Annotated in this window: 20 protein-coding genes and 10 tRNA genes; 9 read left to right on the forward strand and 21 right to left on the reverse strand. The window is 50.8% G+C overall.

Annotation, left to right across the window (positions count from 1 at the left end):
• Window positions 1-38: 38 nt before the first annotated feature.
• The 11 genes from SIL79_RS19555 to gltX all read right to left on the reverse strand — a co-directional run bounded on the left by SIL79_RS19555 (window position 39) and on the right by gltX (window position 3,786).
• Window positions 39-114 (reverse strand) — tRNA-Ala (locus SIL79_RS19555).
• A gap of 35 nt (window positions 115-149) precedes the next feature.
• Window positions 150-225: transfer RNA gene (locus SIL79_RS19560), tRNA-Glu, on the reverse strand.
• Window positions 226-413: 188 nt separating this feature from the next.
• Window positions 414-489, reverse strand: a tRNA-Ala gene (locus SIL79_RS19565).
• A 35-nt stretch (window positions 490-524) separates the two neighbouring features.
• Window positions 525-600: transfer RNA gene (locus SIL79_RS19570), tRNA-Glu, on the reverse strand.
• Window positions 601-1,092: 492 nt separating this feature from the next.
• A tRNA-Ala gene (locus tag SIL79_RS19575) sits at window positions 1,093-1,168 on the reverse strand.
• A 35-nt stretch (window positions 1,169-1,203) separates the two neighbouring features.
• Window positions 1,204-1,279 (reverse strand) — tRNA-Glu (locus SIL79_RS19580).
• A gap of 515 nt (window positions 1,280-1,794) precedes the next feature.
• A tRNA-Glu gene (locus tag SIL79_RS19585) sits at window positions 1,795-1,870 on the reverse strand.
• Between the two features lie 61 nt (window positions 1,871-1,931).
• Window positions 1,932-2,007, reverse strand: a tRNA-Glu gene (locus tag SIL79_RS19590).
• A gap of 60 nt (window positions 2,008-2,067) precedes the next feature.
• Window positions 2,068-2,143, reverse strand: a tRNA-Glu gene (locus SIL79_RS19595).
• Between the two features lie 51 nt (window positions 2,144-2,194).
• Window positions 2,195-2,270 (reverse strand) — tRNA-Ala (locus SIL79_RS19600).
• 106 nt (window positions 2,271-2,376) lie between these two features.
• Window positions 2,377-3,786, reverse strand: coding sequence for a glutamate--tRNA ligase (gene gltX / locus SIL79_RS19605; protein WP_071476245.1), 1,410 nt, complete (start codon window positions 3,784-3,786; stop codon window positions 2,377-2,379).
• A 267-nt stretch (window positions 3,787-4,053) separates the two neighbouring features.
• Here gltX and SIL79_RS19610 point away from each other — a divergent pair, with 267 nt between their 5' ends.
• The 6 genes from SIL79_RS19610 (at window position 4,054) to SIL79_RS19635 (ending at window position 10,901) form a co-directional block, all read left to right on the forward strand.
• Window positions 4,054-4,281, forward strand: coding sequence for a hypothetical protein (locus SIL79_RS19610; protein WP_025890110.1), 228 nt, complete (start codon window positions 4,054-4,056; stop codon window positions 4,279-4,281).
• A gap of 261 nt (window positions 4,282-4,542) precedes the next feature.
• Window positions 4,543-5,562 carry a TRAP transporter substrate-binding protein gene (locus SIL79_RS19615; RefSeq protein WP_039033792.1) on the forward strand — a complete coding sequence of 340 codons (1,020 nt, stop codon included), beginning with the start codon at window positions 4,543-4,545 and terminating at the stop codon, window positions 5,560-5,562.
• A 45-nt stretch (window positions 5,563-5,607) separates the two neighbouring features.
• Window positions 5,608-6,246 (forward strand): TRAP transporter small permease, encoded by a 639-nt coding sequence (locus SIL79_RS19620; RefSeq protein WP_025012078.1) that lies wholly within the window; start codon window positions 5,608-5,610, stop codon window positions 6,244-6,246.
• Between the two features lie 8 nt (window positions 6,247-6,254).
• The gene (locus SIL79_RS19625) at window positions 6,255-7,652 is read left to right on the forward strand and encodes a TRAP transporter large permease (protein ID WP_319619902.1); all 1,398 of its coding nucleotides are present in this window, start codon (window positions 6,255-6,257) and stop codon (window positions 7,650-7,652) included.
• An 88-nt stretch (window positions 7,653-7,740) separates the two neighbouring features.
• Window positions 7,741-9,537 carry a sensor histidine kinase gene (locus SIL79_RS19630; protein ID WP_215774183.1) on the forward strand — a complete coding sequence of 599 codons (1,797 nt, stop codon included), beginning with the start codon at window positions 7,741-7,743 and terminating at the stop codon, window positions 9,535-9,537.
• A complete protein-coding gene (locus SIL79_RS19635; RefSeq protein WP_319619903.1) occupies window positions 9,534-10,901 on the forward strand; it encodes a sigma-54-dependent transcriptional regulator in 1,368 nt (455 codons plus the stop codon). Before SIL79_RS19630 ends, SIL79_RS19635 begins: the two co-directional genes overlap by 4 nt.
• Here the strand turns inward: SIL79_RS19635 and SIL79_RS19640 are convergent.
• The gene (locus SIL79_RS19640) at window positions 10,880-12,142 is read right to left on the reverse strand and encodes an MFS transporter (protein WP_045282643.1); all 1,263 of its coding nucleotides are present in this window, start codon (window positions 12,140-12,142) and stop codon (window positions 10,880-10,882) included. The two genes, SIL79_RS19635 and SIL79_RS19640, sit on opposite strands and share 22 nt — an antisense overlap.
• Window positions 12,143-12,290: 148 nt before the next feature.
• On the opposite strand from SIL79_RS19640, the gene SIL79_RS19645 reads away from it, so the two are divergent.
• The gene (locus tag SIL79_RS19645; RefSeq protein WP_319619904.1) at window positions 12,291-13,172 is read left to right on the forward strand and encodes a LysR family transcriptional regulator; all 882 of its coding nucleotides are present in this window, start codon (window positions 12,291-12,293) and stop codon (window positions 13,170-13,172) included.
• A 53-nt stretch (window positions 13,173-13,225) separates the two neighbouring features.
• On the opposite strand, the gene SIL79_RS19650 is transcribed toward SIL79_RS19645, so the two are convergent.
• The 9 genes from SIL79_RS19650 to phhA form a co-directional block, all read right to left on the reverse strand.
• Window positions 13,226-13,687, reverse strand: coding sequence for a hypothetical protein (locus SIL79_RS19650; RefSeq protein WP_144361192.1), 462 nt, complete (start codon window positions 13,685-13,687; stop codon window positions 13,226-13,228).
• Window positions 13,688-13,697: 10 nt separating this feature from the next.
• A complete protein-coding gene (locus SIL79_RS19655; RefSeq protein ID WP_319619905.1) occupies window positions 13,698-15,815 on the reverse strand; it encodes a S8 family serine peptidase in 2,118 nt (705 codons plus the stop codon).
• Window positions 15,816-16,519: 704 nt separating this feature from the next.
• Window positions 16,520-16,966, reverse strand: coding sequence for a hypothetical protein (locus SIL79_RS19660; RefSeq protein WP_039033784.1), 447 nt, complete (start codon window positions 16,964-16,966; stop codon window positions 16,520-16,522).
• A 12-nt stretch (window positions 16,967-16,978) separates the two neighbouring features.
• Complete coding sequence (locus SIL79_RS19665; protein WP_319619906.1) at window positions 16,979-19,090, reverse strand: S8 family peptidase; 2,112 nt, start codon at window positions 19,088-19,090, stop codon at window positions 16,979-16,981.
• Window positions 19,091-19,550: 460 nt separating this feature from the next.
• Window positions 19,551-20,210, reverse strand: a complete 660-nt coding sequence (gene maiA / locus SIL79_RS19670) for a maleylacetoacetate isomerase (protein ID WP_162206769.1) — start codon at window positions 20,208-20,210, stop codon at window positions 19,551-19,553.
• Between the two features lie 165 nt (window positions 20,211-20,375).
• Window positions 20,376-21,365, reverse strand: coding sequence for a fumarylacetoacetate hydrolase family protein (locus SIL79_RS19675; protein WP_039033782.1), 990 nt, complete (start codon window positions 21,363-21,365; stop codon window positions 20,376-20,378).
• Between the two features lie 261 nt (window positions 21,366-21,626).
• The gene (gene tyrR / locus SIL79_RS19680) at window positions 21,627-23,165 is read right to left on the reverse strand and encodes a transcriptional regulator TyrR (protein WP_025010902.1); all 1,539 of its coding nucleotides are present in this window, start codon (window positions 23,163-23,165) and stop codon (window positions 21,627-21,629) included.
• A 198-nt stretch (window positions 23,166-23,363) separates the two neighbouring features.
• Window positions 23,364-23,702 (reverse strand): 4a-hydroxytetrahydrobiopterin dehydratase, encoded by a 339-nt coding sequence (locus SIL79_RS19685; RefSeq protein ID WP_025010903.1) that lies wholly within the window; start codon window positions 23,700-23,702, stop codon window positions 23,364-23,366.
• Between the two features lie 54 nt (window positions 23,703-23,756).
• Window positions 23,757-24,548 carry a phenylalanine 4-monooxygenase gene (gene phhA, locus SIL79_RS19690; RefSeq protein WP_039033780.1) on the reverse strand — a complete coding sequence of 264 codons (792 nt, stop codon included), beginning with the start codon at window positions 24,546-24,548 and terminating at the stop codon, window positions 23,757-23,759.
• Between the two features lie 286 nt (window positions 24,549-24,834).
• Here phhA and galU point away from each other — a divergent pair, with 286 nt between their 5' ends.
• Entirely contained in the window at window positions 24,835-25,746 is a 912-nt protein-coding gene (galU, locus tag SIL79_RS19695) for a UTP--glucose-1-phosphate uridylyltransferase GalU (protein WP_039033810.1), read from the forward strand.
• The gene (gene galE, locus SIL79_RS19700) at window positions 25,743-26,756 is read left to right on the forward strand and encodes a UDP-glucose 4-epimerase GalE (RefSeq protein WP_039033779.1); all 1,014 of its coding nucleotides are present in this window, start codon (window positions 25,743-25,745) and stop codon (window positions 26,754-26,756) included. Before galU ends, galE begins: the two co-directional genes overlap by 4 nt.
• The last annotated feature ends 1 nt before the right edge of the window (window position 26,757 follow it).

A 26,757-nucleotide genomic window follows, 5' to 3' on the forward strand; every position in this document is an offset into this window, starting at 1 on the left:
CCTGAGGTGGTTAGTGTTTCTCTTGAAGAGAGAATCTATGGTGGAGCTAGACGGGATCGAACCGTCGACCTCTTGCATGCCATGCAAGCGCTCTCCCAGCTGAGCTATAGCCCCGAAATTCTGTCAAAAACAAAATCTCTTGAAAAATGTGGCATCCCCTAGGGGATTCGAACCCCTGTTACCGCCGTGAAAGGGCGGTGTCCTAGGCCTCTAGACGAAGGGGACCCCGGACTCACGTTTAGACTCTGTGAAAGGAGTACAGGTTTTGCGAAACACTGCAAAATGTGGCATCCCTTAGCGGATTCGAACCACGGTTACCGCCGACTCTCTACCCAGAGAAAGTGGGCGCTGTCCTAGGCCTCTTGGCTAAGCCAACCCCGGACTCACTGTTCACACTCCGTGATAACAGTATTTGGTGGAGCTAGACGGGATCGAACCGTCGACCTCTTGCATGCCATGCAAGCGCTCTCCCAGCTGAGCTATAGCCCCGAAATTCTGTCAAAAACAAAATCTCTCGGAAAATGTGGCATCCCCTAGGGGATTCGAACCCCTGTTACCGCCGTGAAAGGGCGGTGTCCTAGGCCTCTAGACGAAGGGGACCCCGGACTCACGTTTAGACTCTGTGAAAAGAGTACAGGTTTTACGAAACACTGCAAAATGTGGCATCCCCTAAGGAATTCTAACCACGGTTACCGCCGACTCTCTACCCAAAGAAAGTGGGCGCTGTCCTAGGCCTCTAGGCTAAGCCAACCCCGGACTCACTGTTTAGACTCTGTGAAAGGAGTACAGGTTTTACGAAACACTGCAAAATGTGGCATCCCTTAGCGGATTCTAACCACGGTTACCGCCGACTCTCTACCCAGAGAAAGTGGGCGCTGTCCTAGGCCTCTAGGCTAAGCCAACCCCGGACTCACTGTTTAGACTCTGTGAAAGGAGTACAGGTTTTACTAAACGCTGCAAAATGTGGCATCCCTTAGCGGATTCGAACCACGGTTACCGCCGACTCTCTACCCAGAGAAAGTGGGCGCTGTCCTAGGCCTCTTGGCTAAGCCAACCCCGGACTCACTGTTCACACTCTGTGATAACAGTATTTGGTGGAGCTAGACGGGATCGAACCGTCGACCTCTTGCATGCCATGCAAGCGCTCTCCCAGCTGAGCTATAGCCCCGAAATTCTGTCAAAAACAAAATCTCTCGGAAAATGTGGCATCCCCTAGGGGATTCGAACCCCTGTTACCGCCGTGAAAGGGCGGTGTCCTAGGCCTCTAGACGAAGGGGACCCCGGACTCACGTTTAGACTCTGTGAAAAGAGTACAGGTTTTACGAAACACTGCAAAATGTGGCATCCCCTAAGGGATTCTAACCACGGTTACCGCCGACTCTCTACCCAAAGAAAGTGGGCGCTGTCCTAGGCCTCTAGGCTAAGCCAACCCCGGACTCACGTTTTAGACTCTGTGAAAGGAGTACAGGTTTTACGAAACACTGCAAAATGTGGCATCCCCTAAGGGATTCTAACCACGGTTACCGCCGACTCTCTACCCAAAGAAAGTGGGCGCTGTCCTAGGCCTCTAGGCTAAGCCAACCCCGGACTCACGTTTTAGACTCTGTGAAAGGAGTACAGGTTTTGCGAAACACTGCAAAATGTGGCATCCCCTAAGAGATTCGAACCACGGTTACCGCCGACTCTCTACCCAGAGAAAGTGGGCGCTGTCCTAGGCCTCTAGGCTAAGCCAACCCCGGACTCACTGTTTAGACTCTGTGATAAGAGTGCAGGTTTTACTAAACGCTGCGAAAATGGCATCCCCTAGGGGATTCGAACCCCTGTTACCGCCGTGAAAGGGCGGTGTCCTAGGCCTCTAGACGAAGGGGACCCCGGACTCACTGTTTAGACTCTGTGATAAGAGTGCAGGTTTTACTAAACGCTGCAAAATGTGGCATCCCCTAGGGGATTCGAACCCCTGTTACCGCCGTGAAAGGGCGGTGTCCTAGGCCTCTAGACGAAGGGGACCCCGGACTCACGCTTTAGACTCTGTGATAAGAGTACAGGTTTTACTAAACACTGCAAAATTGGCATCCCCTAGGGGATTCGAACCCCTGTTACCGCCGTGAAAGGGCGGTGTCCTAGGCCTCTAGACGAAGGGGACCCCGGACTTAAGCATTTAAACTCTGCTTAAAAAGAGCTGATTGAGAGTAGTTGGTGGAGCTAGACGGGATCGAACCGTCGACCTCTTGCATGCCATGCAAGCGCTCTCCCAGCTGAGCTATAGCCCCAAGCTATCTCTCATTACATTTGAGTGTACTGCCAGCAACTTGCTGCCCTGTGTCTCAACTGCGAGGCGCATTCTATGCAGCACACCCAAATGTGTCAACGCCTTTTTTAGGAATTTATTCTGGCTGCTACAAATTCAACCGCTTTGGAGATTCTTTGCTCGCAACGAGCTTTCCCAATGAGAAATAAGGTTAAATCCACAGCAGGAGATTGGCCCGCACCAGTTACGGCAACCCGTAAAGGCATACCGACTTTACCCATTCCCACCTCCAGCTCGGCCGCTGTTGACTCAATGGCATTGTGAATCGCTTCCACGGTCCACTCAGGCAAAGCCGCCAACTTCTGCTGCACCAGTTGCAAGGGCTCCAATGCGACCCCGCGCAAGTGCTTCTTGGCCTGCGCTTCATCAAACGCCTCGAAGTCTTCATAGAAGTAGCGGCTGGAAGCAGCCATCTCTTTAAGTGTCTTGCTGCGCTCTGCCAATGCAGTAACGATTTCAGCCAGGGCCGGGCCATTACTGGTATCTATCTGCTGATCACGCATATGCCATTCAAGGAAACCGGCCACATATTCTGGATCCAGCGACTTCATATAGTGCTGGTTCAACCAAATCAGCTTCTCGGTATTGAATGCCGAAGCCGCCTTATTGATATCGTCCAATTTGAAGAACTGCTTCATCTCCTCCAGTGAGAAGATCTCCTGATCGCCATGGGACCAGCCCAAACGCACCAGATAGTTCAGCAATGCTTCCGGCAAATAACCGTCATCACGATACTGCATTACGCTCACTGCGCCGTGACGCTTGGAAAGCTTGGCACCATCGTCACCCAGGATCATGGATACGTGGGCATACTCAGGAACAGGTGCACCCAGGGCCTTAAGAATGTTGATCTGTCTTGGAGTGTTGTTGATATGGTCTTCACCGCGAACCACGCAAGTGATACCCATATCCCAGTCATCAACCACCACACAGAAGTTATAGGTAGGTGTACCGTCGCTGCGGGCAATGATCAGATCATCCAGTTCTTCGTTGGCAATTTCAATCCGGCCACGAACATGATCATCAAAAACCACGCTGCCTTCCTGGGGATTTTTGAAACGTACTACATATGGTTCATCTGTATCACGGGGAGCGGCATCACGGCAGCAGCCATCATACTTCTGACGTTCACCCTTGGAGGCCTGCTCTTCACGCAGAGCTTCAATGCGCTCACGAGAGCAATAACACTTGTAAGCCGTGCCCTCTTTCAGCATCTGAGCAATGATCTCGTTGTAACGATCGAAGCGCTTGGTCTGATAGTAAGGACCTTCGTCCCAATTCAGGCCCAACCATTCCATCCCTTCCAGAATGGCATCAACCGCCTCCTGAGTAGAACGCTCAAGATCCGTATCTTCGATACGCAGCACAAACTCGCCATTATTGGCACGGGCGTGCAACCAGGAGTATAGAGCCGTACGGGCACCGCCCACATGAAGAAAGCCGGTAGGGCTGGGAGCAAAACGCGTCTTGGTGGTCATAATTGAACACTAACCTTAAGAATAAACGCCTGCCAGGCAGGCAAATGAAAAGTGCGCATATTCTAGCAGCCTAACCCTACAAGGGAAAAGGGCTCTGGCCGACAGTCACAAGATAGATATTGCGGTCCTGACTTGCTCAGCTATGACATGACATGCACAAGGCAGGCTCAGATCATCATCCTAGGCTGTAATACCATTGCTTCTTTCACACTGACTAAATTTTCAACTACGCTTCAGGGAAGCATCTTTTTTTGTGGAGCAGAGGCTATGACAGGAATCAGTCAATCGGCTTCCCTCGCCAGCATTGCGGCCTATTTGAAGCACACCAACGACTATGACGAACAAACCGCACAAAAAGAAGCCAGAGAAGTGATGCATAACCTGGTGACCATGCGTCAGAAAGGCTTTATTACCGGCTGGTACTTTGACGAACAGGGTCACCTGGAACTGCTGCCCAGTGACGCCGTCCTCAAGCGCATAGATCCCCCCAAGTAAATCAAAATCACAATAGGCGGTTTTCCACCCACAACCGACGACAGAGTGAGCAAGATCTCACTCAAACAGCAAAAAGACGTGACAAACATCAAATAAACTACACTTTAGCAACCAATGGGTTACAAAAAAGTGATCAAATTGGCGCGCTACTTGCCTTACCCAATACAGACCTTAGGGAAAATCGGCTGTATTCCCGCTGGAAATACGCACTTTGGGGTACGTATTTTTCAATAACTCAAGAGCATATAAAAAGGACACATCATGAGTGCATTCAATCCATCCAAACTCTTTACCCGGCCGCTGAGAACCCTTGCCAAAGTGACGGCTTTAGCCGGCGCCTTGGCGAGCTTCTCGGTTCTGGCAGAACCGGTAGAGATAAAGTTTTCCCACGTTGTGGCAGAAAACACCCCTAAGGGCCAGATGGCACTGAAATTCAAGGCCTTGGTCGAAGAACGCCTGCCAGGTGAATATCAGGTCAGTGTGTTCCCCAACTCACAACTCTTCGGAGACAACAATGAACTGGCCGCGCTGCTGCTCAACGATGTGCAGTTGGTTGCGCCATCACTTTCCAAGTTCGAGCGTTACACCAAAAAACTGCAGCTGTTCGATCTGCCGTTTCTGTTCAAAGACATGGCCGCTGTCGACAAGTTCCAACAGAGTGAAGCCGGGCAAAAGCTGCTGAACTCCATGAAGCGAAAAGGCGTTGTTGGTCTCGGTTATCTGCACAATGGTATGAAGCAGTTCTCTGCCAATGAGCCGTTGCTGTTGCCAAAAGACGCCAGCGGCAAAAAATTCCGGGTTATGGCCTCTGACGTACTGGCAGCCCAGTTTGCCGCCGTCGATGCAACTGCAGTGAAAAAGCCCTTCTCCGAGGTGTTCACCTTGCTGCAAACCCGCGCTATAGATGGTCAGGAAAACACCTGGTCCAATATCTACTCCAAAAAATTCTTCGAGGTGCAGAGCCATATCACCGAAAGTAACCATGGTGTACTCGACTACATGGTGGTGACCTCCAACACCTTCTGGAAGAGCTTGCCCGGCGATAAGCGGAAAATCATCAAAGAAGCGCTCGATGAAGCCATTGCCTATGGCAACAAAATTGCCGGTGACAAGAATGACCAGGACCGCCAGTTGATCATCGACTCCAAACGTTCTTTGGTAGTTGAGCTCACCCCTGAGCAACGCCAGGCCTGGGTTGATGCAATGAAGCCGGTATGGGCCAAATTTGAAGACCAAATCGGCAAAGACGTGATAGATGCCGCCGTGGCCGCCAACCAGTAAGTCAGTATGGGGGCTCCGGCCCCCGCAATTTCTGCGGAGAGCAATATGATTTCACGCGCCTTGGGCTACTTTGAGGAAGGCTTTCTCAACTTATTGATCACCCTGATGACGGTACTTGTCTTTGTCGAAGTCGTTGCCCGCTTCTTTTTCAATACAGGATTTCTCTGGATGCAGGAGCTGACATTGACCCTCTGTGGTTGGTTTGTCCTCTTTGGCATGTCATACGGCGTTAAAGTCGGTGCCCATATAGGTGTCGATGCCTTCGTCAAAAAGCTCCCCAGGACAGGCCGCAAATACGCCGCCATGCTGGCTGCGGTCATCTGTTTGATCTATTGCGGCCTGTTCCTTAAAGGCAGTTGGGATTATCTCAGCCAGATGTATCAGATTGGAATACCCATGGAAGATATCGACTTCCCCCATGCCCTGGTTGCCAAACTGGACCCCGATTTTGCCTGGGAAACCCTGCGCATAGATGTTGAAGATCCTGCTGTGCCGCTGTGGATCTCCCAAAGCATTCTGATAATCGGTTTTGCCATGTTGACCTGGCGTTTCATTGAACTGTTTTTTGCCATTCTGACCAACCGCTCACAAGGATTCAGCTTCCACGATGAAGCCAAGGAAAGCATGCACCTGGCAGATGAAAACGAAGCCGGCGAAGACAAAAACAACTCCAAGCATGAGTAGGTAACGCCATGACAATAGCTACCCTCTTTATCGTCTTATTTGTTTGTATGCTGCTCGGCATGCCCATTGCCATTGCACTGGGTTTCTCCAGCATGCTGACTATTTTACTGTTTTCCAACGATTCGCTGGCCTCTGTGGCCCTGAAACTCTATGAGTCCACTTCAGAGCACTACACTTTGCTGGCGATCCCTTTCTTTATTCTGTCCTCGGCCTTTCTCTCCACCGGCGGCGTCGCCAGACGGATCATCGACTTCGCCATGGACAGTGTCGGCCATATCCGCGGCGGTTTAGCCATGGCCTCGGTCATGGCCTGTATGTTGTTTGCCGCCGTCTCCGGCTCTTCTCCGGCCACAGTGGCAGCTATCGGCTCGATAGTTATCGTCGGCATGATCCGCGCCGGATATCCACAAAAATTTGCCGCCGGGGTTATTACCACCTCAGGTACCCTGGGAATACTGATCCCACCATCGATTGTGATGCTGGTGTATTCGGCAGCCACTGAAGTGTCCGCAGCGCGGATGTTTATGGCCGGACTGATCCCTGGGTTACTGGCGGGGATGCTGATCATGCTGGCCATCTATATAGTGGCCCGAATCAAGGGATTACCTTCCCTGCCCTTCCCCGGCATTCGCAAGCTCTCTATCTCAACGGCCAAGGCCATGGGTGGCCTGATGCTGATTGTCATAGTGCTGGGTTCCATTTACGGCGGGGTCGCCAGCCCCACAGAAGCCTCGGCGGTCGCTTGCGTCTATGCCTATTTCATTGCCGTCTTCGGCTATCGAGATATCGGGCCACTGAAAAATGTCGCCTGGCGCAATCCTGGTGAGCCGGTAATCAAAGCCATAGGTCGCAATCTGGGGTACAGCCTGCTGGGATTACTCAAAACACCGGCCGACAAAGAGATACGCGCCGTCGTCAGGGATGGCGCCAAAGTCAGTATCATGCTGCTGTTTATCATAGGCAACGCCATGCTGTTCGCCCATGTGTTGACCACAGAGCGGATCCCTCACATGATTGCCGAAAACATAGTCGGCATGGGCCTGCCGGCCTGGGGCTTTCTCATCATAGTCAACCTGTTGTTGCTGGCCGCAGGTAACTTTATGGAGCCATCAGCCATTTTGCTTATCATGGCGCCCATCCTCTTCCCCATCGCCACCCAGTTGGGGATCGACCCCATTCACCTTGGGATCATCATGGTAGTCAATATGGAGATAGGAATGCTGACGCCGCCGGTGGGGCTTAATCTGTTTGTGACCTCGGGGATCACAAGCAAGAGCATAGGTTGGGTAATCCACGCTTGCCTGCCTTGGCTGCTGCTGTTACTGGGGTTCCTTATTCTGATCACCTATGTTCCTCAAGTATCTCTGTTCCTGCCTGAGTATCTGGATTCACTGCGGGGCTTTTAATCCTTGAAATCAACAGGGCTATCGGCGAGTCTAAGACTCGCCGATTTCTTACGCCGGAATTACACCGCAATAACGCCGGGACAATAAGATGCCGCTCAACAACAAGACCCGAAAGCGCCTGCTTATCACCACCATGCTGGTGACGGGTCTGTTTATTACCCTCAAACTGACCTACTGGTACCATCTGGATAAGGGATTCACCCAATACCAATCCCTGGCAGACAAACAGCTCAGCGAAGTCATAGGCTTTATAGAAGGCGCACTCATTCGCTATGAGAGTATTCCCCATGTGCTGTCCACCAACCCCATGCTGGCCCGGGTAATCAAGAGTAGCGCAGACAAGCGCGAAATCAGCAAAATCAACAAGTACTTTGAAGAGATACAGCATGTCACCGAAGCCTCTGATATCTATCTGCTCAACAGCCAAGGGGATGCCATTGCCGCCAGTAACTGGCAACAAGCCTATTCGTTTATCGGTCAGAATTATGCCTTTCGCCCCTACTACACAGAAGCCATCGCCGGCAGACTGGGCAGCTATTACGCCGTCGGTACCTCGTCCAACACCAGAGGGTTTTATTTCTCTTACCCGATTTACGATCAGGGTAAGGTGCTCGGTGTCATAGTGGTCAAGGTCGATATTGCCGATATTGAAGAGCAGATGACGGGGCTGGCCAAGGCGGGCCAGTATGAACTGGCCATCAGCGGTGAGGATGAAATCATCTTTCTCGCCAGTATTGCCAATTGGCGCCTGAGGTCACTGCAACCCCTGGCTGCGGAAAGGTTACAGCAGATAACCCTTAGCCGCCGTTATGCCGACCGTAAGCTGCAGGAACTCAGGATAGATCCGCCCTACCGGCAGGAAACTCTCCCCCACAGGGCACTGTATCGGATAGAAAACGATCAGGGCCGGGCCCAATATCTGGATACCCGCAATGAAATGATCAAGGTAGGCTGGTATGTGCATGTGCTGACACCTGTTGCCCCTTTGTATCGTTCACTGCCCCCTGTGATGCTGCTGTCCGCCAGTATCTTTCTGTTGCTGGCATTGGGTCTGCTGTTCAGTCTCGAGCGGCGCCGTAACCTAAGACGCATGCGCCAAGCCCAGAGCCAGCTGGAACATAGGGTCAAAGAACGTACCCGGGAGCTGGAAGATGCCAACACCCAACTGAAACAAACCCAGGATGAACTGATCCAGGCCGCCAAGCTGACTGTCATCGGCAGTCTGTCTGCCAGCATCAACCATGAAATCAATCAACCATTGGCGGCGCTGCGCAGTTATGCCCAAAACACTCAAACCTTTCTTGGTCGGGGCATGCATGACAAGGCGCAGGAAAACCTGGTCACCATCATCAGCCTGACCGACCGCTTGGCGGAAATAGTTGCCCAGTTCAAGAGCTTCACCCGTAAGAGCCAGGGCCAGGACAAGCCCACCAGTATCAATGAAACCGTGCAGGAGGCGCTGACCATAGTGCATCCGGAAATCGACAAACAGGGGATCCGGCTCGAACTGCAGCTCCCGGGTAAGCCCTGGTGCTTCTACGGCGATAAAATACGCCTGCAACAGGTACTGGTGAACCTTATCAGCAATGCCATAGTCGCCATGCAACGAGTCGATGAGCGTTTGTTGACCATCAGCATCAGCGTAGAAGATATGCTGTGTATCCGAATTCAAGATTCCGGCCCCGGCGTCAACGAAAGCCAGATGGAGAAAATTTTCGAACCCTATTTTACCACCAGCCAACGACAGGGATTGGGTCTGGGACTCTCCATCTCCCGCCGAATTGTCGAGTCCATGCAGGGCTCCATCAGCGTCGCCAACGCCGCAGAAGGCGGCGCTGTATTTCAGATCCTGTTGCCTCTGTACCACGGCGAGGAAACCCAATGAGCGAACAAGAATACACTGTCCTGATCCTGGACGACGAACCCCATATAGGCACAGTGCTGAGCCAGTTATTTGAACTCGAAGGCATCAGTGCCAAAGCATCGACTCAACCGAAAGAGATCTTGCGCCACCTCAGCCGTGACTGGATGGGAGTAGTCATTACCGATGTCAATATGCCCGGCATGGATGGCATCAGTGTTATGCAGCAAATCAAACAGCTGGATGCCGATCTGCCGGTAATACTGATCACCGGCTTTGGCGATATCGCCATGGCGGTCAGCGCCGTTAAACAGGGCGCCTACGACTTTCTGGAAAAACCCTTCAACAATGAACATATATTGGACGTCGTCAAGCGGGCACTGGAAAAGCGCAGCCTGACGCTGGAGAACCGCAAGCTCAAACAGGAGCTGGAATCCCAGAGCCTGCCAGGCCCCAGGATCCTCGGCAACAGTCCGGGGATCCGTCAGATGCGCCATCTCATCCACCAGGTGCTGGATACTCCGGCCGATATCCTGATCGAGGGTGAAACCGGCACTGGCAAAGAGTTGGTTGCCCGTTACCTGCACGATCACAGCCCCAGGCACGGCGCCAACTTTGTCGCCATCAACTGTGGCGCTATCCCGGAAAACATCATAGAGAGTGAGCTGTTTGGTGCAGAAGCAGGAGCCTTTACCGGCGCCGACAAGACCCGGATAGGCAAATTTGAGTACGCCAACGGCGGCACCCTGTTCCTCGATGAAATTGAGAGCACACCTATGGCATTGCAGGTCAAGTTGCTGCGTGTACTGGAAGACAGGAGAGTCGAGCGTCTGGGCTCCAATAAATCCATAGCGCTGGATATCAGGGTGATTGCCGCAACCAAGGTCGACCTCAAAGAACTGTGCCGCCAGGGCAGCTTTCGCGAAGATCTCTTCTATCGTCTCAATCTGGTGACTGTAGCCATTCCGCCGCTGAGGGAGCGACGGGAAGATATTCCCTTGCTGTTTCTGCACTTTGCCCGCATCGCTTCGGCCCGCTACCACAAGGCGCTGATTGCCCTTGGCGGTGAGCAGCAGGCCCGTATCAGTACCCATGAATGGCCCGGCAATGTGCGCGAATTGAGAAATCTGGCGGAACGTTATGTTCTGCTTGGTGCCGAGGCTGCCTTTGCCGGCGCCATAGGCAGCAGTGACAGCCTGCAAAGCGGCATGTCACTGACTCAAAGGGTGGAGTTTTTCGAAAGACTGCTGATTGAAGAAGCCCTGGCGCACAACAAGGGCTCCATCAAGCTGACCATGGAACAGTTGGAGCTACCGCGCAAGACCCTCTACGACAAGATGCGCAAATATGGTCTTGAGCGTAAAGATTACCTCAACGATGCCCCCTGAGGCGTATCCATCTCCTGGCTGAGCGGCTGTTTTTGCCGCCAGCCAAGGCGCCAAACCGCCAGCGAAGTCAAAAACAGCAAAACCATGGATCCCATCACCACGCCCTGCCACTCGCCTCGCTGCCAGAACAGCATCAAAAAAGGGCCTCCCATTGCGGCGCCAAGATAATAGCAGCACAGATATAATGAAGTGGCCTTGGCCCTGTGGCTGCTGGCGCGCATGGCCACAAAGGAGTTACAGCAACTGTGGGTAATAAAGAAACCGCAGGAGGTAAGCAAAAAGCCTACGCAGATCCACACCTGGGTATCCAGCAGAGTCAGCAGACTGCCGCACAACATCAGCAGCAAGGAAATTCTGAACAGTGGCAACTGCCCATGGCGGGCAATCCACCTGGCGGTGTAATACGATGCTAGTGTGCCGCTCGAATAGCAGAGGAAGATCAGTGTCGCCTCAAACCGGCTCCAATCATAAGGCGGTGCCATCAAGTGCAACTGAATAAAGCTGTACTGGTTGACCATCATCATAAATGCCAGCCCACCAATAAGGTAAGCCAGTCGCATCTGACTATCCTTGAGGTGATGTACAAAGCCCCGTAAGTCTTCACTGCCACCGCGCCAGAAACGCCACTGTTTCGGCAGCCGTTCTCGCTTGGCGGCGCTGACGGCATTGGGCAGTAAATAGCTGACCAGTGCCACCCCAAACAGACTCACCGCCAGCAGCAGCCACATGGCATCCTGCCATAATAGATGTTGCGACATCAGCCCGCCAAACAGCCGACCGATAATGCCACCGAAACTGTTGGCGGTAATGTAAACCGCCGCGGCCTTGAGCATGGTCTCAGGTCTGAGTTGCTCCTTGAAATAAGCCATGGCGATGGCCGGTACAGCCGCCAGCAATATCCCCTGAAGCAACCTCACCGCCACCAGTGCATTGAAATCTTTAACAAATACCAACAAGATATTGGACAGCGCCAGGGCCCAGAGGCTGATAACTATCGGCTTGTGACGGCCAATCCTGTCCGAGACTATGGCATAGCCAAGCAAGGAAAACGCCAGCGTAAAGCTGGTGACAGAAAGCACCAGAGTCGACTTGGCCGCCGTTACCTGAAAATGCTCGGCAATCAAGGGCAGCATCCCCTGCATCAAATACAGATTGATATAAACCACCACTGATGCCACGCACAGTGCCCAAATCAAACGGGTATCACGCGCATGCCGGCCAACGGCTTCGACCTTAGTCACTCCGACCTCTTAAATTAGCAAAGGATTCACCACAACAAGGTTAGCACCGGACAATGCATAACAATAATAGATAAATAATATCGATTTCATCAATTTTTGTTATGCTTGAAAAACTTCCTCAAGATTATCCGCAAGAGTAAGGCGAGACGTGGACATCCGACAACTAAAACACCTGGATAACCTGGTTAAGTACGGCAGTTTTACCCGAGCAGCAGAGAAGCTGAATTTGGCCCAACCCGCCCTCAGTCAGAGTATCAAGCGGTTGGAGCAATCTCTCGGCGTCACTCTGGTCGACCGCAGTGGCAGCCGCCAGGAAAGCGGCATTCGCCTCACTGCCGAAGGGCTGGCGCTGCATCAACATGCGGTATTGATCCTCAAACAGCTGAGTCAGGCAGAGGCCCATATCCGGGCCATGGCCGAGCTGGCCAAGGGCGAAGTGCGAATTGCCGTGCCCGGTATGTTGGGCTCTTTCTACCTGCCGTCACGGGTGATGGCTTTTCGCCATCAGTATCCGGATTTGAAGCTGTCTCTGTTTGAGGGAGGCACCCGCGATGCCCTGAGGATGCTGGAGCAGGAAGAGGTGGATATAGCGATTATCACGGCCCAGGACCTCAAGCCCGAGTTCGAGTCCTGTTTGTTAATTAGAGAACAGATGGTGGTAGCGTCTAGCCCTGAACACCCCTTGGCCACAAACGAGGCCGTAACGCTGGAGCAGTTTTTCGCCCATGAGTTGGTGATGTTCAAACCCGGTTATTTTCATCGTGAATGGATGCTGAGCCGAGCCAGAGAGCTGCAACTCGAACCTAAGATCGCCTTTGAAACCAATCTGATAAACCTAATAAAACAGATTGTAAGTCAAGGATTTGCCGTCACCAGCGTGTTGGAAATGGTGGTCAATGAAAGAGATGACATCATCGCCCTGCCCTTCGCACCGCCAGTGTATCTCGACTTGCATATTGCCTGGAAGAAACAGCGCCCGGTAAGCCAGGCCGACCGGGCCTTTGTGGAGTTTTTGCTGGCCAATAAGTAACAGGCCCGGTGGGACCCGGGCCTGTTTGTGTTTTAGTGGATCATCTCAGCGGCTCACATAGGCTCTTGTTTAAGTACCGCCCTATCCAGCTTGACTCTCATCACTTGCGGATCCCGCTTCAGCTTTTCGAGCACAGCAAGGAGATCGCTGCCTTCTCTAGCGGCCAACACCATCAGTTGAGTGTCATTTTGCCAATCCAACCTCAGGCCTGAATCGGCAGCAAAGGTCGCGGCATCAACACCTGGCTTAAGTTTGACCACCAACTTTCCGGTCACGGTCGCAAAAGGCTCGCCGGCCTCTGTCACCAGTTGCTCTCCCTGACTCAACCTGCTGGCTTTCTGCACACCTTTGTCTGTCTTGATATAAAAGGTATCCTTAAGCCCAAGGAAGTCAGCTCTACTGCCCTGTTGCCGATACTGCTCGCCGTTATCTTCAAAAGGATTTTTATCATGCGCCATCGCAGGAGTCGCCAAAAGTGTCAGTCCCATGACTATCATTACTGTTGAAATCTTCATCTGTTACTCCTTAAGATGCTGCCTTGGCCTTGTGGCCATGAAAACGAATGGACCAGCCCTTCAACATACCGTTACTCTCATTGGGAATACTGATATAGCCCTTATCATATTTGATAAACCGATATTCACCGCTGTTCACATCTATCAGCTTAATGGTCCACACGCCTTTGGTGTTTTCACCATAGAAAGCATTTGAGAGCATAGGTGTCTTATCATAGCCTTTGACCAGATCATTCGGATTATTGGGATCCATCACGCCCTGATACACCATGCCGTTGAAAGGCGTCATCAACACACTTCGGGTACCTGCCGGAGACACCAGCTCAACCGCCAGATCAGGAAGACGCAGGTGATCGGCGCTGAGCTCAATCTGCACCGCTTCCACCACCATATCCTCGGCAACCTCAAGAGAGTCTGACACCCCGGCAATATTGGCGTCCGGAATCGCCTTATCAAGCTCCATTTCACTGGCAATCCAGTCTGTCAACAGATACTCACCCAAGTCTGCCTTGTAGTCCTTGGCCATAGCGACAGCTGCACTAACATCTACCCGACCAAAGCCATACTCATTGTGGAAATGAAATCCTGCGGCATTGTCCTGCCAGCCTGAGATAGCCTCATAAACAGGCGCGTCGTCGCCCTCACCGATAGCAACCGTCTTGGCGGGTATATCGGCATCCACCTTGGTGGCAGTTGCAGCCAGGATATGGCGAATATCACGCCAGGAAAGAGAGGGATTGGCACTCATAATCATGGCGACCGCACCACTGGTATTGGGCGCCGCAGACGATGTTCCGTTCATACTAGACGTGTAATCACATTCCAAATTGAGTGGATGCTGACCACCATCAAACGGTGTTGCCGGGCGCTTCTGAATAACTGACCAGCCCTTGTCACAGCTGGCTCTGTCCGCGGTCACAATGGCGGGATCATCATCACCATATTCCCCACCCGGCGCAGTAACGAACACATTGGAGCCTACAGAAGAATAGCTTGAGCGCTTACCGGCTGCATTGATTGCCGAAACCACTAAATTAAATACGTTGGCGTTGTCGGTAGACATATTGGAATTATGGAAGGGCAAACCTTGGTTGGGCACTTTACCTTCCTTTGGCGCGCTGAAATAATCTCCGGGGATCCAGTAAGTATTGAATGCTCTATAATATGCATAGCCATTACCGGCAGACTTGACGAAGATGCTGCCCTTGCCGTCAAAACTGTCTTTGGTAATAGCACCATAGACCTCATATTCATCTTCATCGAATCCATGGGGGAAAGGCACTGAATAACCATAGCTCTGGTTAAACACCCTGGCATTGTCACTGTAAGCACTGGCGCCATGGGACTTGGCGAAATTTTCAAAGGTTTGTACGCTCTTGACCTTACCGCTGGGATCCCAATCCAGGAAGTTAAAGCCGATAAGACTGGCTTCAGGCGCAACACCGCGCCCCCCTATGCTATTCCAACCGGCAGCGGCTATGATCCCACCCACCGCAGTACCATGCGCAGCACTATCGGCAAATGGCGTCGGGTCAATAGTGCCAGTGATCAGATTATAGGATCCGCCCGCAATCACATTGGCACTGAGATCCGGGTGACTGATCTCAAGGCCATCATCTACCACAGCAACAATAACACCTTTACCGGTAACACCTGAGGCAATGGCATCACCGACATTCATATCTTCACCGGCCACACCACGATTCTTGGCAAAGGCATTTTGGCCTGTGTTTTTCAAATGCCACTGATGCTGATACAGAGGGTCGCCACCGTCGATACGCAATGTCAGCGTTGAGACAGACTCGCTCTTGCCGTCACTGACTTTGAAGCGCACGACTTCTGTGCCTTCCAACGCATCTGTCTGGTAGCTGAAGTTGCCCTTGGCCGCATCATTGATGGTCAAAGTCCCTAACTTGACTTCGCTGGGATCCACTAACGAAAAGGTTATCCCTCCTTCGGCATCTCTTCCTTCCAGTTGTCCATTGAGGCGTACCGACTGACGAACGTCATAGGTTACATCCCGGCTTTCCGGAGGTGTATTAACCGGCTCAGGCGCTTTCTTGCTGTCACTGCCACAACCCGCCAATAGGGCTGCAGCTATGCTCAGTGAAATAATCGACTTATGCATGCTTCTTTTCCTTTTGATAATAAAACGTCATATCGCTGAAAACTGGTTTTCGGAAACAGCTAGTTAATAGGTATGACGTACTTCTTATTGTTATAACCTGAGAGAAACCAGGCGTTAACATGAGTAACACACAATAGAGTCGTTTCAATAGCAAAGGCAGAGGTTGGGAAAAGTCCTACACAAAATTAGAATTAATCCGTTTTTATCGATTTGTAAAAAATGATGAAAAATCAAGCCTCGAAATACTTTTTAAAACTACAACAATAATTAAAATGAACATTACTTAACCAAGGATTTAAACAGATAAAAAGTGGATTAAAGACAATACTAAAACTATCAAACACACCATTAAAAACATTACCATATGAAAATATGGCAATTAAAAATAGCTTTAATTATAAATTGCCAGCCATCTTAATGTTCATCCCTCTTAATGAAGTTATTTGTTAAACATACAGATTTCCGCAACCATAAAAAGCTCTTTTACAACACTATTCAATCCCAGCATTAAACCTGTAACTTACACTGTACACTTAAAAAGATATACCCTGCAGGGTTCTAATCCTTTACAAGAATCAGAACCTGCAGGTACGTCTATAACCCAGCATGTCACAACAGCGGCTATCAATATCAACCTATTTTAATAGGATTCAGTATATCTGCTCTGTGCTAGCCAAGAATGTCACTAGTGGTTATTTATACTGTTACCAAGGTTGATAGAAGTCCTGTGCCAGATCCAATTCTGCTCTGAGAACCTGTGGATTCTGTTTTATTGAACCCAAAACCTTTAATAAATCGCTTCCATCCGGTGCGGATAACAGAAGGAGGTTGTTATCACTTCGCCAATCCAAATGCAAATTATGCTGTTGAGAAAATTCGGTAGCCGAGACACCTTCTGCCAATTTTACAATGAATTTTCCTGTTGGAATTGCAATAACATCACCAGCAGAATCAACCAAAGGCTGTCCCTTTGATAAAGTTTCTGCCTTTACAACTCTATCATTAATTTTCACCAATGGAGTATCCACGTCATAAACTTCGGGAGCTACTTTATCCAACAAAGAATCATCACTCAAAAATGGTCTAGCCTGTACTGTCATAGACATGGCAGAAATAAGTAACGAAACAACTATCACTGTAATATTTTTCATACTACCCTCTCCTTAAGAAGCGCTTACGGCTTGGTGACCATGGATACGTAAAGACCAGGACTTGAGTACTCCATTAGCCTCATTTTCCAATAGCTTTTCTTCTACATTCACCTTTCCTACTCGGAAAATATATCCCTGTTCGCCACTATTTACATCGATAACCTTCAAAGTCCAATTTCCTCTGGCATTTTCACCATAAAAAGCATTGGACAACATGGGAGTATTTGTATATCCAGAGTTTCGAGTGGGAACAAATCCATTATAGGGAGTCATAATAACGCTACGGGTACCCGAAGGTGAAATTAACTCAACAGCCAGATCAGCCAAACGCTTATGCTCTACCGTAAGATTAATTTGTACCCCTTCAACAATCCAATCTGAATCGAACTTCTGCACATCACTTACCCCCTCCAAGGAAGCATCCGGTATTGCCCCATTCAGTTCGGTACGAGACAAGTTATCACTTATCTGATATTCGCCTAAGTTCACCTTATAATTTCTAGCCATGGCAACAGCTTTACTGACATCAATGCGTCCGAAACCATAAAAATCATGGAATTTAAACCCAGCAGCATTGGTAAACCAAGCAGGCACAGCTTCATAAAGCTGACTAGCATCCGTATTTAAAGGAACTCTGATAGGCTGAATATTGGCATCTACCTGCTTGGACGTCATGGCCAGAATATGCCGGATATCACGCCAGGAGAGTGATGGATTGACACTCATTATCATGGCAATCGCACCACTGACATTCGGGGCTGCTGCCGATGTCCCGTTCATGGTAGAACGATAGTCACACTCAAGATTGAGTGGATGCTGGCCCCCATTAAAAGGGGTTCTGGGGCGCTCTTCGGTAACCGAACTGCCTTTGTCACAACCGGCTCTGTCCGTAGTCACAATTGCAGGGTTCTGAGTACCATATTCCCCCCCGGGAGCATTAACAAAAACATTGGCCCCCACAGATGAATAACTGCTACGTTTACCATTTGCACTTCCTGCGCTGACCACAAGGTTATAGAGGTTGGTATTATTGGGAGACATGTTGGCATTGTGATAGGGTAATCCTTTATTGGCTGGCCTATTTTCATCTCTGGCTGTAAAGAAGTCTCTTGGTAATAGATATTTAGGTTGTCCTATAGCGTTATATCCCAACAAGTTATAATTATATCCATTACCGGCAGACTTGACGAAAATACTGCCCTTGCCATTAAAACTCTTGGTAGTCACCTGCTGATAAACTTCAAACTCATTTTCTCTCATTGAGCCCGGAATCATTGGTTGGTTTCCATAGCTTTGGTTAAACACCCTGGCTCGGTCGCTATAAGCACTTGCGCCATGGGATTTAGCGAAATTTTCAAAGGTTTGTACATTGCGGATCTCACGGCTAGGGTCGCTATCCAGAAAGTTAAAACCGATAAGCTTGGCTTCAGGTGCAACTCCCCGGCCACCTATACCATTCCACCCGGCAGCAGCAATGATTCCTGCAACCGAAGTCCCATGTGAAGCACTATTGGAAAATGGTGTCGGGTCAACTGTACCTGTGATTAGATTATAGGATCCGCCCGCGATCACATTGGCACTGAGATCCGGGTGACTGATCTCCAGACCATCATCTACCACAGCAACAATGACATCTTTACCGGTAACACCCGAGGCTATGGCATCGCTGACATTGATGTCTTCACCGAGCACACCACGGTTTCTGGCAAAGGCATTTTGGCCTGTGTTTTTCAAATGCCACTGATGTTGATACAAGGGATCGCCTCCCTTTATTCTCAAGGTTAATGCCGAAATAGATTCACTCTTGCCGTCACTGACTTTGAAGCGCACGACTTCTGTGCCTTCCAACGCATCGGTCTGGTAGCTGAAGCTGCCCTTGGCCGCATCATTGATGCTCAAAGTCCCGAACTTCACTTCGCCGGGATCCACTAACGAAAAGGTTATCCCTCCTTCGGCATCTCTTCCTTCCAGTTGTCCATTGAGGCGTACCGACTGACGAACGTCATAGGTTACATCTCGGCTTTCCGGAGGTGTATTAACCGGCTCAGGCGCTTTCTTGCTGTCGCTGCCACAACCCGCCAATAGGGCTGCAGCTATGCTCAGTGAAATAATCGACTTATGCATGCTTCTTTTCCTTTTGATAATAAAACGCCATACCGCCGAAAACTGGGTTTCAGAAGCAAATCTTTAATAGGTATGGCGTATTTTTTATTGTTATAGCTTAGCCAAAACAAGCATTAACATATGTATCATATGTAACAGCGAGTTCAATGGGAGAAAAACGACAAGCAGGAAAAATCCTACATACGATACGAGATGCGTTATTTTAAGCATGTTATAAAAGACTAAATAAAGAAATGATAAACCTATAAATCTAAAAATAATTTCCTGTATAAACCTAAACAAAAACGCAATAAAAACAGCATATTGTTTAAATAATTAGTTACAAATTGCCGGGAAGATTTTATTTTTAAAAGCCTGTTATTAACAGAAAGGTATCATTTTATAAGAAAGGTTTTTCAAGCGCTGGGAATTTTGAAGTTTATTTTATAGTCACCGCATAGATGACTATAAAATAATAAACCTACTGGGCATCTGGTTGATTTTCAGGTGCAGCATCAATAAAGGCCGGCAGAATCAGGCACTCATCATTAATACGGCAAATGTTGGGGTATGGAGACAAGTCGATATTAAAACGCTTGGCATTATAAACCTGGGGAACCAGACAGATATCCACCAGGCTGACCTGGTCGCCGAAACAATACCGGCCCGAGTACTGTTGCAGCTGTTGCTCCAATGCACCAAAGCCCTGCTCGACCCAGTGGCGATACCAATCATTCTTGGCCGCGTCATCCAACTTGAGCGTCCCGGTCAGATACTGCAACACCCGCAAGTTGTTCAAAGGATGTATCTCACAGGCAATTCCCATCGCCATAGCCCTGACCAGCGCCCGCTGCTCAATATCACCCGGCAACAGCGCCTCACCGCCAAAGGCTTCATCCAGATATTCAATGATCGCCAGCGATTGGGACAGCACCAACTCGGCGCGCTCGTCGTTGTCATCCGTCACCACCAAAGCCGGTACCAACTCCTGCGGGTTTAGCGCCTTGAAAGCGGCCTGATGCTGCTCGCCGCCATTGCGCACCAGATGAACCGAGAGCTGCTCGGCGCAAAGCCCCTTGAGGTTGAGCGCAATCCGCACCCGATAAGCGGCGCTGGAGCGCCAGTAACCATATAATTTCAACATAAGTTGTTCTCCCAAAGCTCGCTAACCTTAGATTGCGACTCTGCCCTGGTGATGTTTTATCCAAAGCCTTAACGCTGACACATTCGAAGGCAATACCAAGCCGGTATAAAAACCAACGGGGCTTCATCTTTATTGAGAGCCCCGTTTTGTTATCAAGTTATTTTACTCGGCTATATACTCAACTACCTGCTGATCTATCGTGCCGAAGATGCTGTGCCCGGCATCATCCAGCATTTCGATTCTGACCCTGTCTCCAAAGCCCATAAATGGCGTCACCGCCTTGCCCTCGGCAATCACTTCCAGCATGCGCTTTTCGGCCAAACAGCTGGAACCTGCGCTTCTGTCATAGTTGGAAATGGTGCCCGAACCTATGATGGCACCGGCGCCCAGGGGGCGAGTCTTGGTGACATGGGCGATCAGCTCGGCAAAGTTGAAGGTCATATCCACCCCGGCATTGGGCTTGCCGAACAGTTCGTTGTTCAGATGGGTGATCAGCGGCAGATGAACCCGGGTATCCTGCCATTTATCTCCCAGCTCATCCGGTGTGATTGCCACCGGTGAGAAACTGCTGGAAGGTTTGGACTGGAAAAAGCCAAAGCCCTTGGCCAGCTCGGCCGGGATCAGGTTACGCAGCGACACATCGTTAACCAACATCAACAGCTTGATATGAGAGGCGGCGTTTTCAGCGCTCACCCCCATGGGCACATCATCTGTGACCACGGCAATTTCCGACTCGAAATCTATGCCCCAATCTTCGCTTGCCAGCGGGATATCGGCTCTGGGAGCGATAAAACTGTCTGAACCGCCCTGATAGACCAAGGGATCTGTCCAGAAAGACTCCGGCATTTCGGCGCCGCGGGCCTTGCGCACCAGCTCAACATGATTGACATAAGCGCTGCCGTCGGCCCACTGGTAAGCGCGGGGAAAAGGTGACAAACAACGGCTCTCGTCAAAATCCTGGGTGTTATCCAACATGCCGGCATTCAGGGCATCGGAAAGCTCTCTGAGCTGAGGTTCCAGCAGTGACCAACTGTCGAGCAATTGCTGCATGGTCTGAGCTATGGCGGGAACAGCCACTGTCTGCTTCAAATCTCGACTGACCAACATGAGTTGACCATCGCGGCGTCCATTGTCATATGTCGCTAATTTCATACCTGCTCCTTCCTGTCTCTGTCCGGATTAATGGTTTTCATCAGGCAATCTGCCCGGCTCAATCCGTTTCTGTTATCCCGCCAGTAATACCTCATGCCGCGGGCAATGAAAACTCTGTGACTCACTTCACATTTAACCGCTTTGAGAACGGGTTTGTAAACTTTTACTGACACTTATCACCAGCAAGCGCCGGCAAAGGCTTTGCGTTCAAGGAATGGCTAAATATCAGCCATTCCGGCGGCAAATCCGCTTTACAGGGTTTCAGCGCTTCTTGCTGATCTCATATTCCCTGAGTTTATTGGCAATGGCGGTGTGGGATACCCCCAACTTTTTCGCCAATTGGCGGGTACTGGGGTACGCCGGATAGAGACGCCGCAGCAAACCGGCTTCAAACTGCTTCATGGCTTGATCCAAGGTGCCTTCAAACTCCTTGTCGAAATAGCCAAAACCTTCGGCATAGGAAGGCAGTTTCAACTGTTCTATAGTCAATTCGGCCGAACCGTCCCACATGGATACCGCTCTGAACACGGCGTTTTTCAGTTGCCGCACGTTACCGGGCCAGGCATAGGTCAACAGGTGATCGCGGCAGGACGCCGAGATCCGCCGCACCGGGCTGGAAAGCTGCTGGCTGTAGTGTTCAAGGAACATTTCCGTCAGCGGGATAATATCGACCCTGCGTTCACGCAGCGCCGGCATATGGAAACTCAGTACATGAATTCGGTAGTAGAGATCTTCACGGAACTCACCGGTCTGACAAAGCTCCGCCAAATTCTTCTGGGTCGAGCAGATGATACGGACATCGGCGCGCACCTCTACATCGCCGCCGATACGGCGGAAACTGCCATCCTGCAGCAAGCGCAACAATTTGACCTGAGCGGCCTTGGACATCTCGGCAATTTCATCGAGGAAGACGGTGCCGCCCTTGGCTTCTTCAAAGAAACCCCGCTTAACCACTTCACCCTTACTGACATAACCAAACAGCTCCTCTTCTGCGGCACTGTCGGGCATGGCGGCGCAGTTGATGGCAATAAAGGGTTTCTCCCGTCGCATGCTGGCATCGTGACAGGCCCTGGCCATCAGCTCTTTTCCTGTACCGGTTTCCCCGGTGATCAGCAAAGGCGCATCCAGCTGTGCCATACGCTTGGCCTGCTTGAGTACCTCTTTCATCTTGTCGCTGACGGCCAGCACTGAGTCAAAGCCACTGCTCTGGCTCTGCAGCGCGTTGAACTGTTTGCCCACCCGCGCCGGTGACTTGAGTGCCACCACGGCGCCAGCGAGAATACTCTTGTCGTTTTCATCCGGCAGATAGATAGGCAGCATTTCGGCCAGATACTCGTTGCTGCCAATAGCAACCCGGGTAGCCTGCGCCAACACCTTGGGCTCACTGAGCCAGCGACCAAAATTAAAACCTTGCACCCAGTGATTGAGGGATTCATCTATTACTTCATGTTCGGCCATTTCCAGAATAAGCAAGGCGGACTCGTTGACGATACGAATTCGCCCCTTTCCGTCGAGGGAGAACACGGCATCCGGCAGGGTTTTCAAGAGGGTTTTTAGGGCGTAATGCTCCTGCTCCGAGGGCATAAAGGAAACGGTTCTGACGTCGTGCACCCCTTCCACCTTACGGATTTGGGGCATCAACTCACTCAAGGTCTCAAAGCCGACCTCGGCAAACTGCAAATATAAGAATCCCTTGTTACTGGCGTCGATAGCGATAAGGTTAATCCCGTATCGCTCCAGCACCATTAAAATATCCTTGGCTAAACCAACGCGATCCTGACAACTGACTTCCAAGCGCATAACTGTCATTCCCTTTTATAATTCAGATTCTTTGGGATTATCGCCCGCACGAAGAGGTCTGCAAGCGATGTAAAAATGCGCCCTATACGTTAGAAGGTTCTGACACAAGTGGCAAGCTCGCTTTACAGCAGATTTGTAACAAAGGGAAAGGATTCAGTGTGAAGATACAATCAACACACTGAATATATTAGGAAAAGATTAATCCAGTAACTGGTCTGTCTTGGCAGCCATGATAAAGTCGTTACGGTGCAACCCCTTAATGGAATGCGACCACCAGGTCACAGTCACCTTGCCCCATTCAGTCAGGATCCCCGGGTGGTGAAACTCTTCTTCAGCCAAGTCCGCCAGCTTATTGCTAAAGGCCATCGCCTGCCGGAAATTTTTAAACTTGTAAACCCGCTCCAGCTGCATGATGCCATCGCGCACCTGCACGCCCCAATCCGGGATCATCCGAATAAGCTCAGCAAGCTCGGCATCTGTCACCTTGGGAGCATCGGCGCGGCATGCTTCGCACTTCATATTGGCCAGTTCAGTCATAACATCTCCTTGAAAGTGGCCTGCACTTTTGCACACAGGCCATTACCGCCAGTATCAGCTGGCTTTGGGTTGAAATTTGGGGGTAAAGAGTCCCAATCGTTTGGCTTGAGTAACCGCCTTCATAATGTCCATGCGGGCGATTTCATCCAGAAAATCTATATGCTCTATCTCGTAATAGATGGGCTGCATAATGTCTATCCGATAGGGAGTGCGCAACACATCCAGTAGTTCAAAGGGTCTGCGCTCCGGAGTGTCACTGAAGGCGTACAGCGTCTCGCCCGGCGAGCTCAAAATGCCGCCACCGTATATTCTCAGGCCGTCGGTCTGGGTACGCAGCAAACCAAACTCCACGGTAAACCAGTAAAGACGCGCCAAAAAGACTCTATCTTCCTTGCTGGCATCAAGCCCCAACTGACCGTAAATATGGGAGAAATGAGCAAAGGCCGGGTTGGTCAGCAAGGGACAATGACCGAAAATCTCATGAAAGATATCCGGCTCCTGCAGGTAATCAAACTCCTCCCTGCTGCGGATAAAAGTCGCCACCGGAAACTCCTTGTTGGCCAGGAGTTCAAAGAAGCGCCCGAATGAAATAAGCGCCGGCACCGCCGCCGTCTTCCAGCCCGTGGTGTCCTGCAACACGGCATCCAGCTCTCCCAGTTGCGGGATCCTGTCTTTGGGCAAGTCCAATGCCTTGAGCCCTTGCATGTATTCATCGCAGGCGCGACCGGGCAAGTTGTGTTCCTGGCGGGAATACAACTCCTGCCAGATGGCGTGTTCATCTTGCGGGTAATCTATTCGGCCATCACTGCCTGGATGACGTGCCACATATTGAGTTGCTTTACTCATAGTCCATACTCACTGCCTGAATCGTTTCTGATTTCATGTTCACTCAAGGGCGAACTTTTGTTAACCAGCTCACACTTTATTTCCGGAGGCTAGTGATGAAAATTTGTAAAGAATGGGTTACAAAATAGTATTTAGCTCGGTAAACTCAGTAGCTTGCTCTTGCAGCCCAGGCAGAATTTTTTGCAAGTTTCCAGCAAAATAAGCCCTTTTTGCAAATGGCTTTTCAGTTTTACTGCATTACAATAGGGGCTGATTTATCCCGAGCACCCAAGGTATCTGAATGCCGATAAAATCAACCACCATCCGCAAGGCGGTGATCCCCGTTGCGGGTCTTGGCACCCGTATGCTGCCGGCCACCAAGGCGATTCCCAAAGAGATGCTGCCGGTAGTAGATAAACCCTTGATTCAATATGTAGTCAGCGAAGCGATTGCCGCCGGCATCAAGGAGATCGTGCTGGTCACCCACGCCAGTAAAAACTCCATTGAAAACCACTTCGATACCAGTTTTGAACTGGAAGCCCAGCTAGAGCGCCGGGTAAAGCGGCAACTGCTCAATGAAGTGCAGTCCATCTGCCCGCAAAATGTCACTGTTATCAGCGTCCGCCAGGCTCAGGCCAAAGGGCTGGGGCATGCCATTCTCTGTGCCCGTCCGGTAGTAGGTGATGAGCCCTTCGCCGTGCTGCTACCGGATGTATTAGTAGACGATGCCGCCAGCGATCTTTCCCGCGATAACCTGGCCGAAATGGTCAGCCTGTTCGACCAAACAAGAACCGGGCAGATAATGGTCGAAGGTGTACCGCACGAGAAGGTAGACCAATACGGAATAGCCGATGTCAACGGCCACGATCTTAAGCCGGGCGAATCCCAGCCGCTGATCAAACTGGTTGAAAAACCGGATGTCGACGAAGCCCCCTCTAACTTGGCTGTAGTGGGCCGCTATGTGCTACCTGCCGCCATTTGGCCCTTGCTAGGCAAAACACCGGCCGGTGCCGGTGATGAAATCCAGCTTACTGATGCCATTGCCATGCTGATGCAAAGCCAGCAGGTCAACGCTTACTATATGCGTGGCAAGAGCCATGACTGTGGCAACAAGCTTGGCTATATGCAAGCAACGGTAGAGCATGCATTGCGCCATCCCGAGCTTGGCAGTGAATTTGCCGCCTATCTGGGCGATTTAATAAAAGGATGTAAAGCATGACAATTTTGGTCACCGGCGGTGCCGGTTATATTGGCACCCACACTCTGGTCGAACTCTTGGCCGCGGGCAAAGAGGTTGTGGTAATAGACAACCTGAGCAACTCAAGTGTTGAAGCCCTGGCCAGAGTCGAAGAGATCAGCGGCAAGAGCGTACTCTTTTATCAGGGTGATATCCTCAACAAGGCATTCCTGCAGAAAGTCTTCAGCGACCACAGCTTCGAAGCCGTTATTCACTTCGCTGGCCTCAAGGCGGTAGGTGAGTCCGTCGCCCAGCCACTGAAATATTATGAAAACAATGTCACCGGCACCCTAATTCTGTGTCAGGTGATGAAAGAATATGGCGTTCGCAACCTGGTATTCAGTTCATCGGCCACTGTTTACGGCGATCCCGCCAGTCTGCCGATCACCGAAACTTTTCCCACATCGGCCACCAACCCCTATGGTCAATCCAAACTGATGGTGGAACATATTCTGGCGGATTTAGCCGCGGCCGAACCCAACTGGAATATCGCCCGCTTGCGTTACTTCAACCCGGTTGGCGCCCACAAGAGCGGCCGTATCGGTGAAGATCCCAACGATATCCCAAATAACCTGATGCCATTTATCGCCCAGGTTGCCGTCGGCAAGCGTGATAAACTCAGCGTCTTCGGCAATGACTACCCCACAGTAGACGGCACAGGTGTGCGCGACTATATCCACGTAGTTGACCTGGCCATAGGTCACCTCAAGGCTCTGGACAAGCTCGCCACCAATCCAGGTCTGGTCACCTATAATCTGGGAACCGGCCAGGGCTACAGTGTACTTGAGATGGTCAAAGCCTTTGAAAAAGCCTGTAACAAGGCGATCCCCTTTGAGTTTGCCCCGCGTCGGCCCGGCGATATCGCCGCCTGTTATGCTGATCCCGCCCATGCTGCCAAAGAGCTGGGCTGGAAGGCTGAGCGCAGCCTGCAGGATATGGCCGACTCCAGCTGGAACTGGCAATCCAACAACCCTAACGGTTACAAGGGTTAGT

The sequence above is a fragment of the Shewanella indica genome (assembly GCF_033842865.1).
Taxonomy (GTDB): domain Bacteria; phylum Pseudomonadota; class Gammaproteobacteria; order Enterobacterales; family Shewanellaceae; genus Shewanella; species Shewanella indica.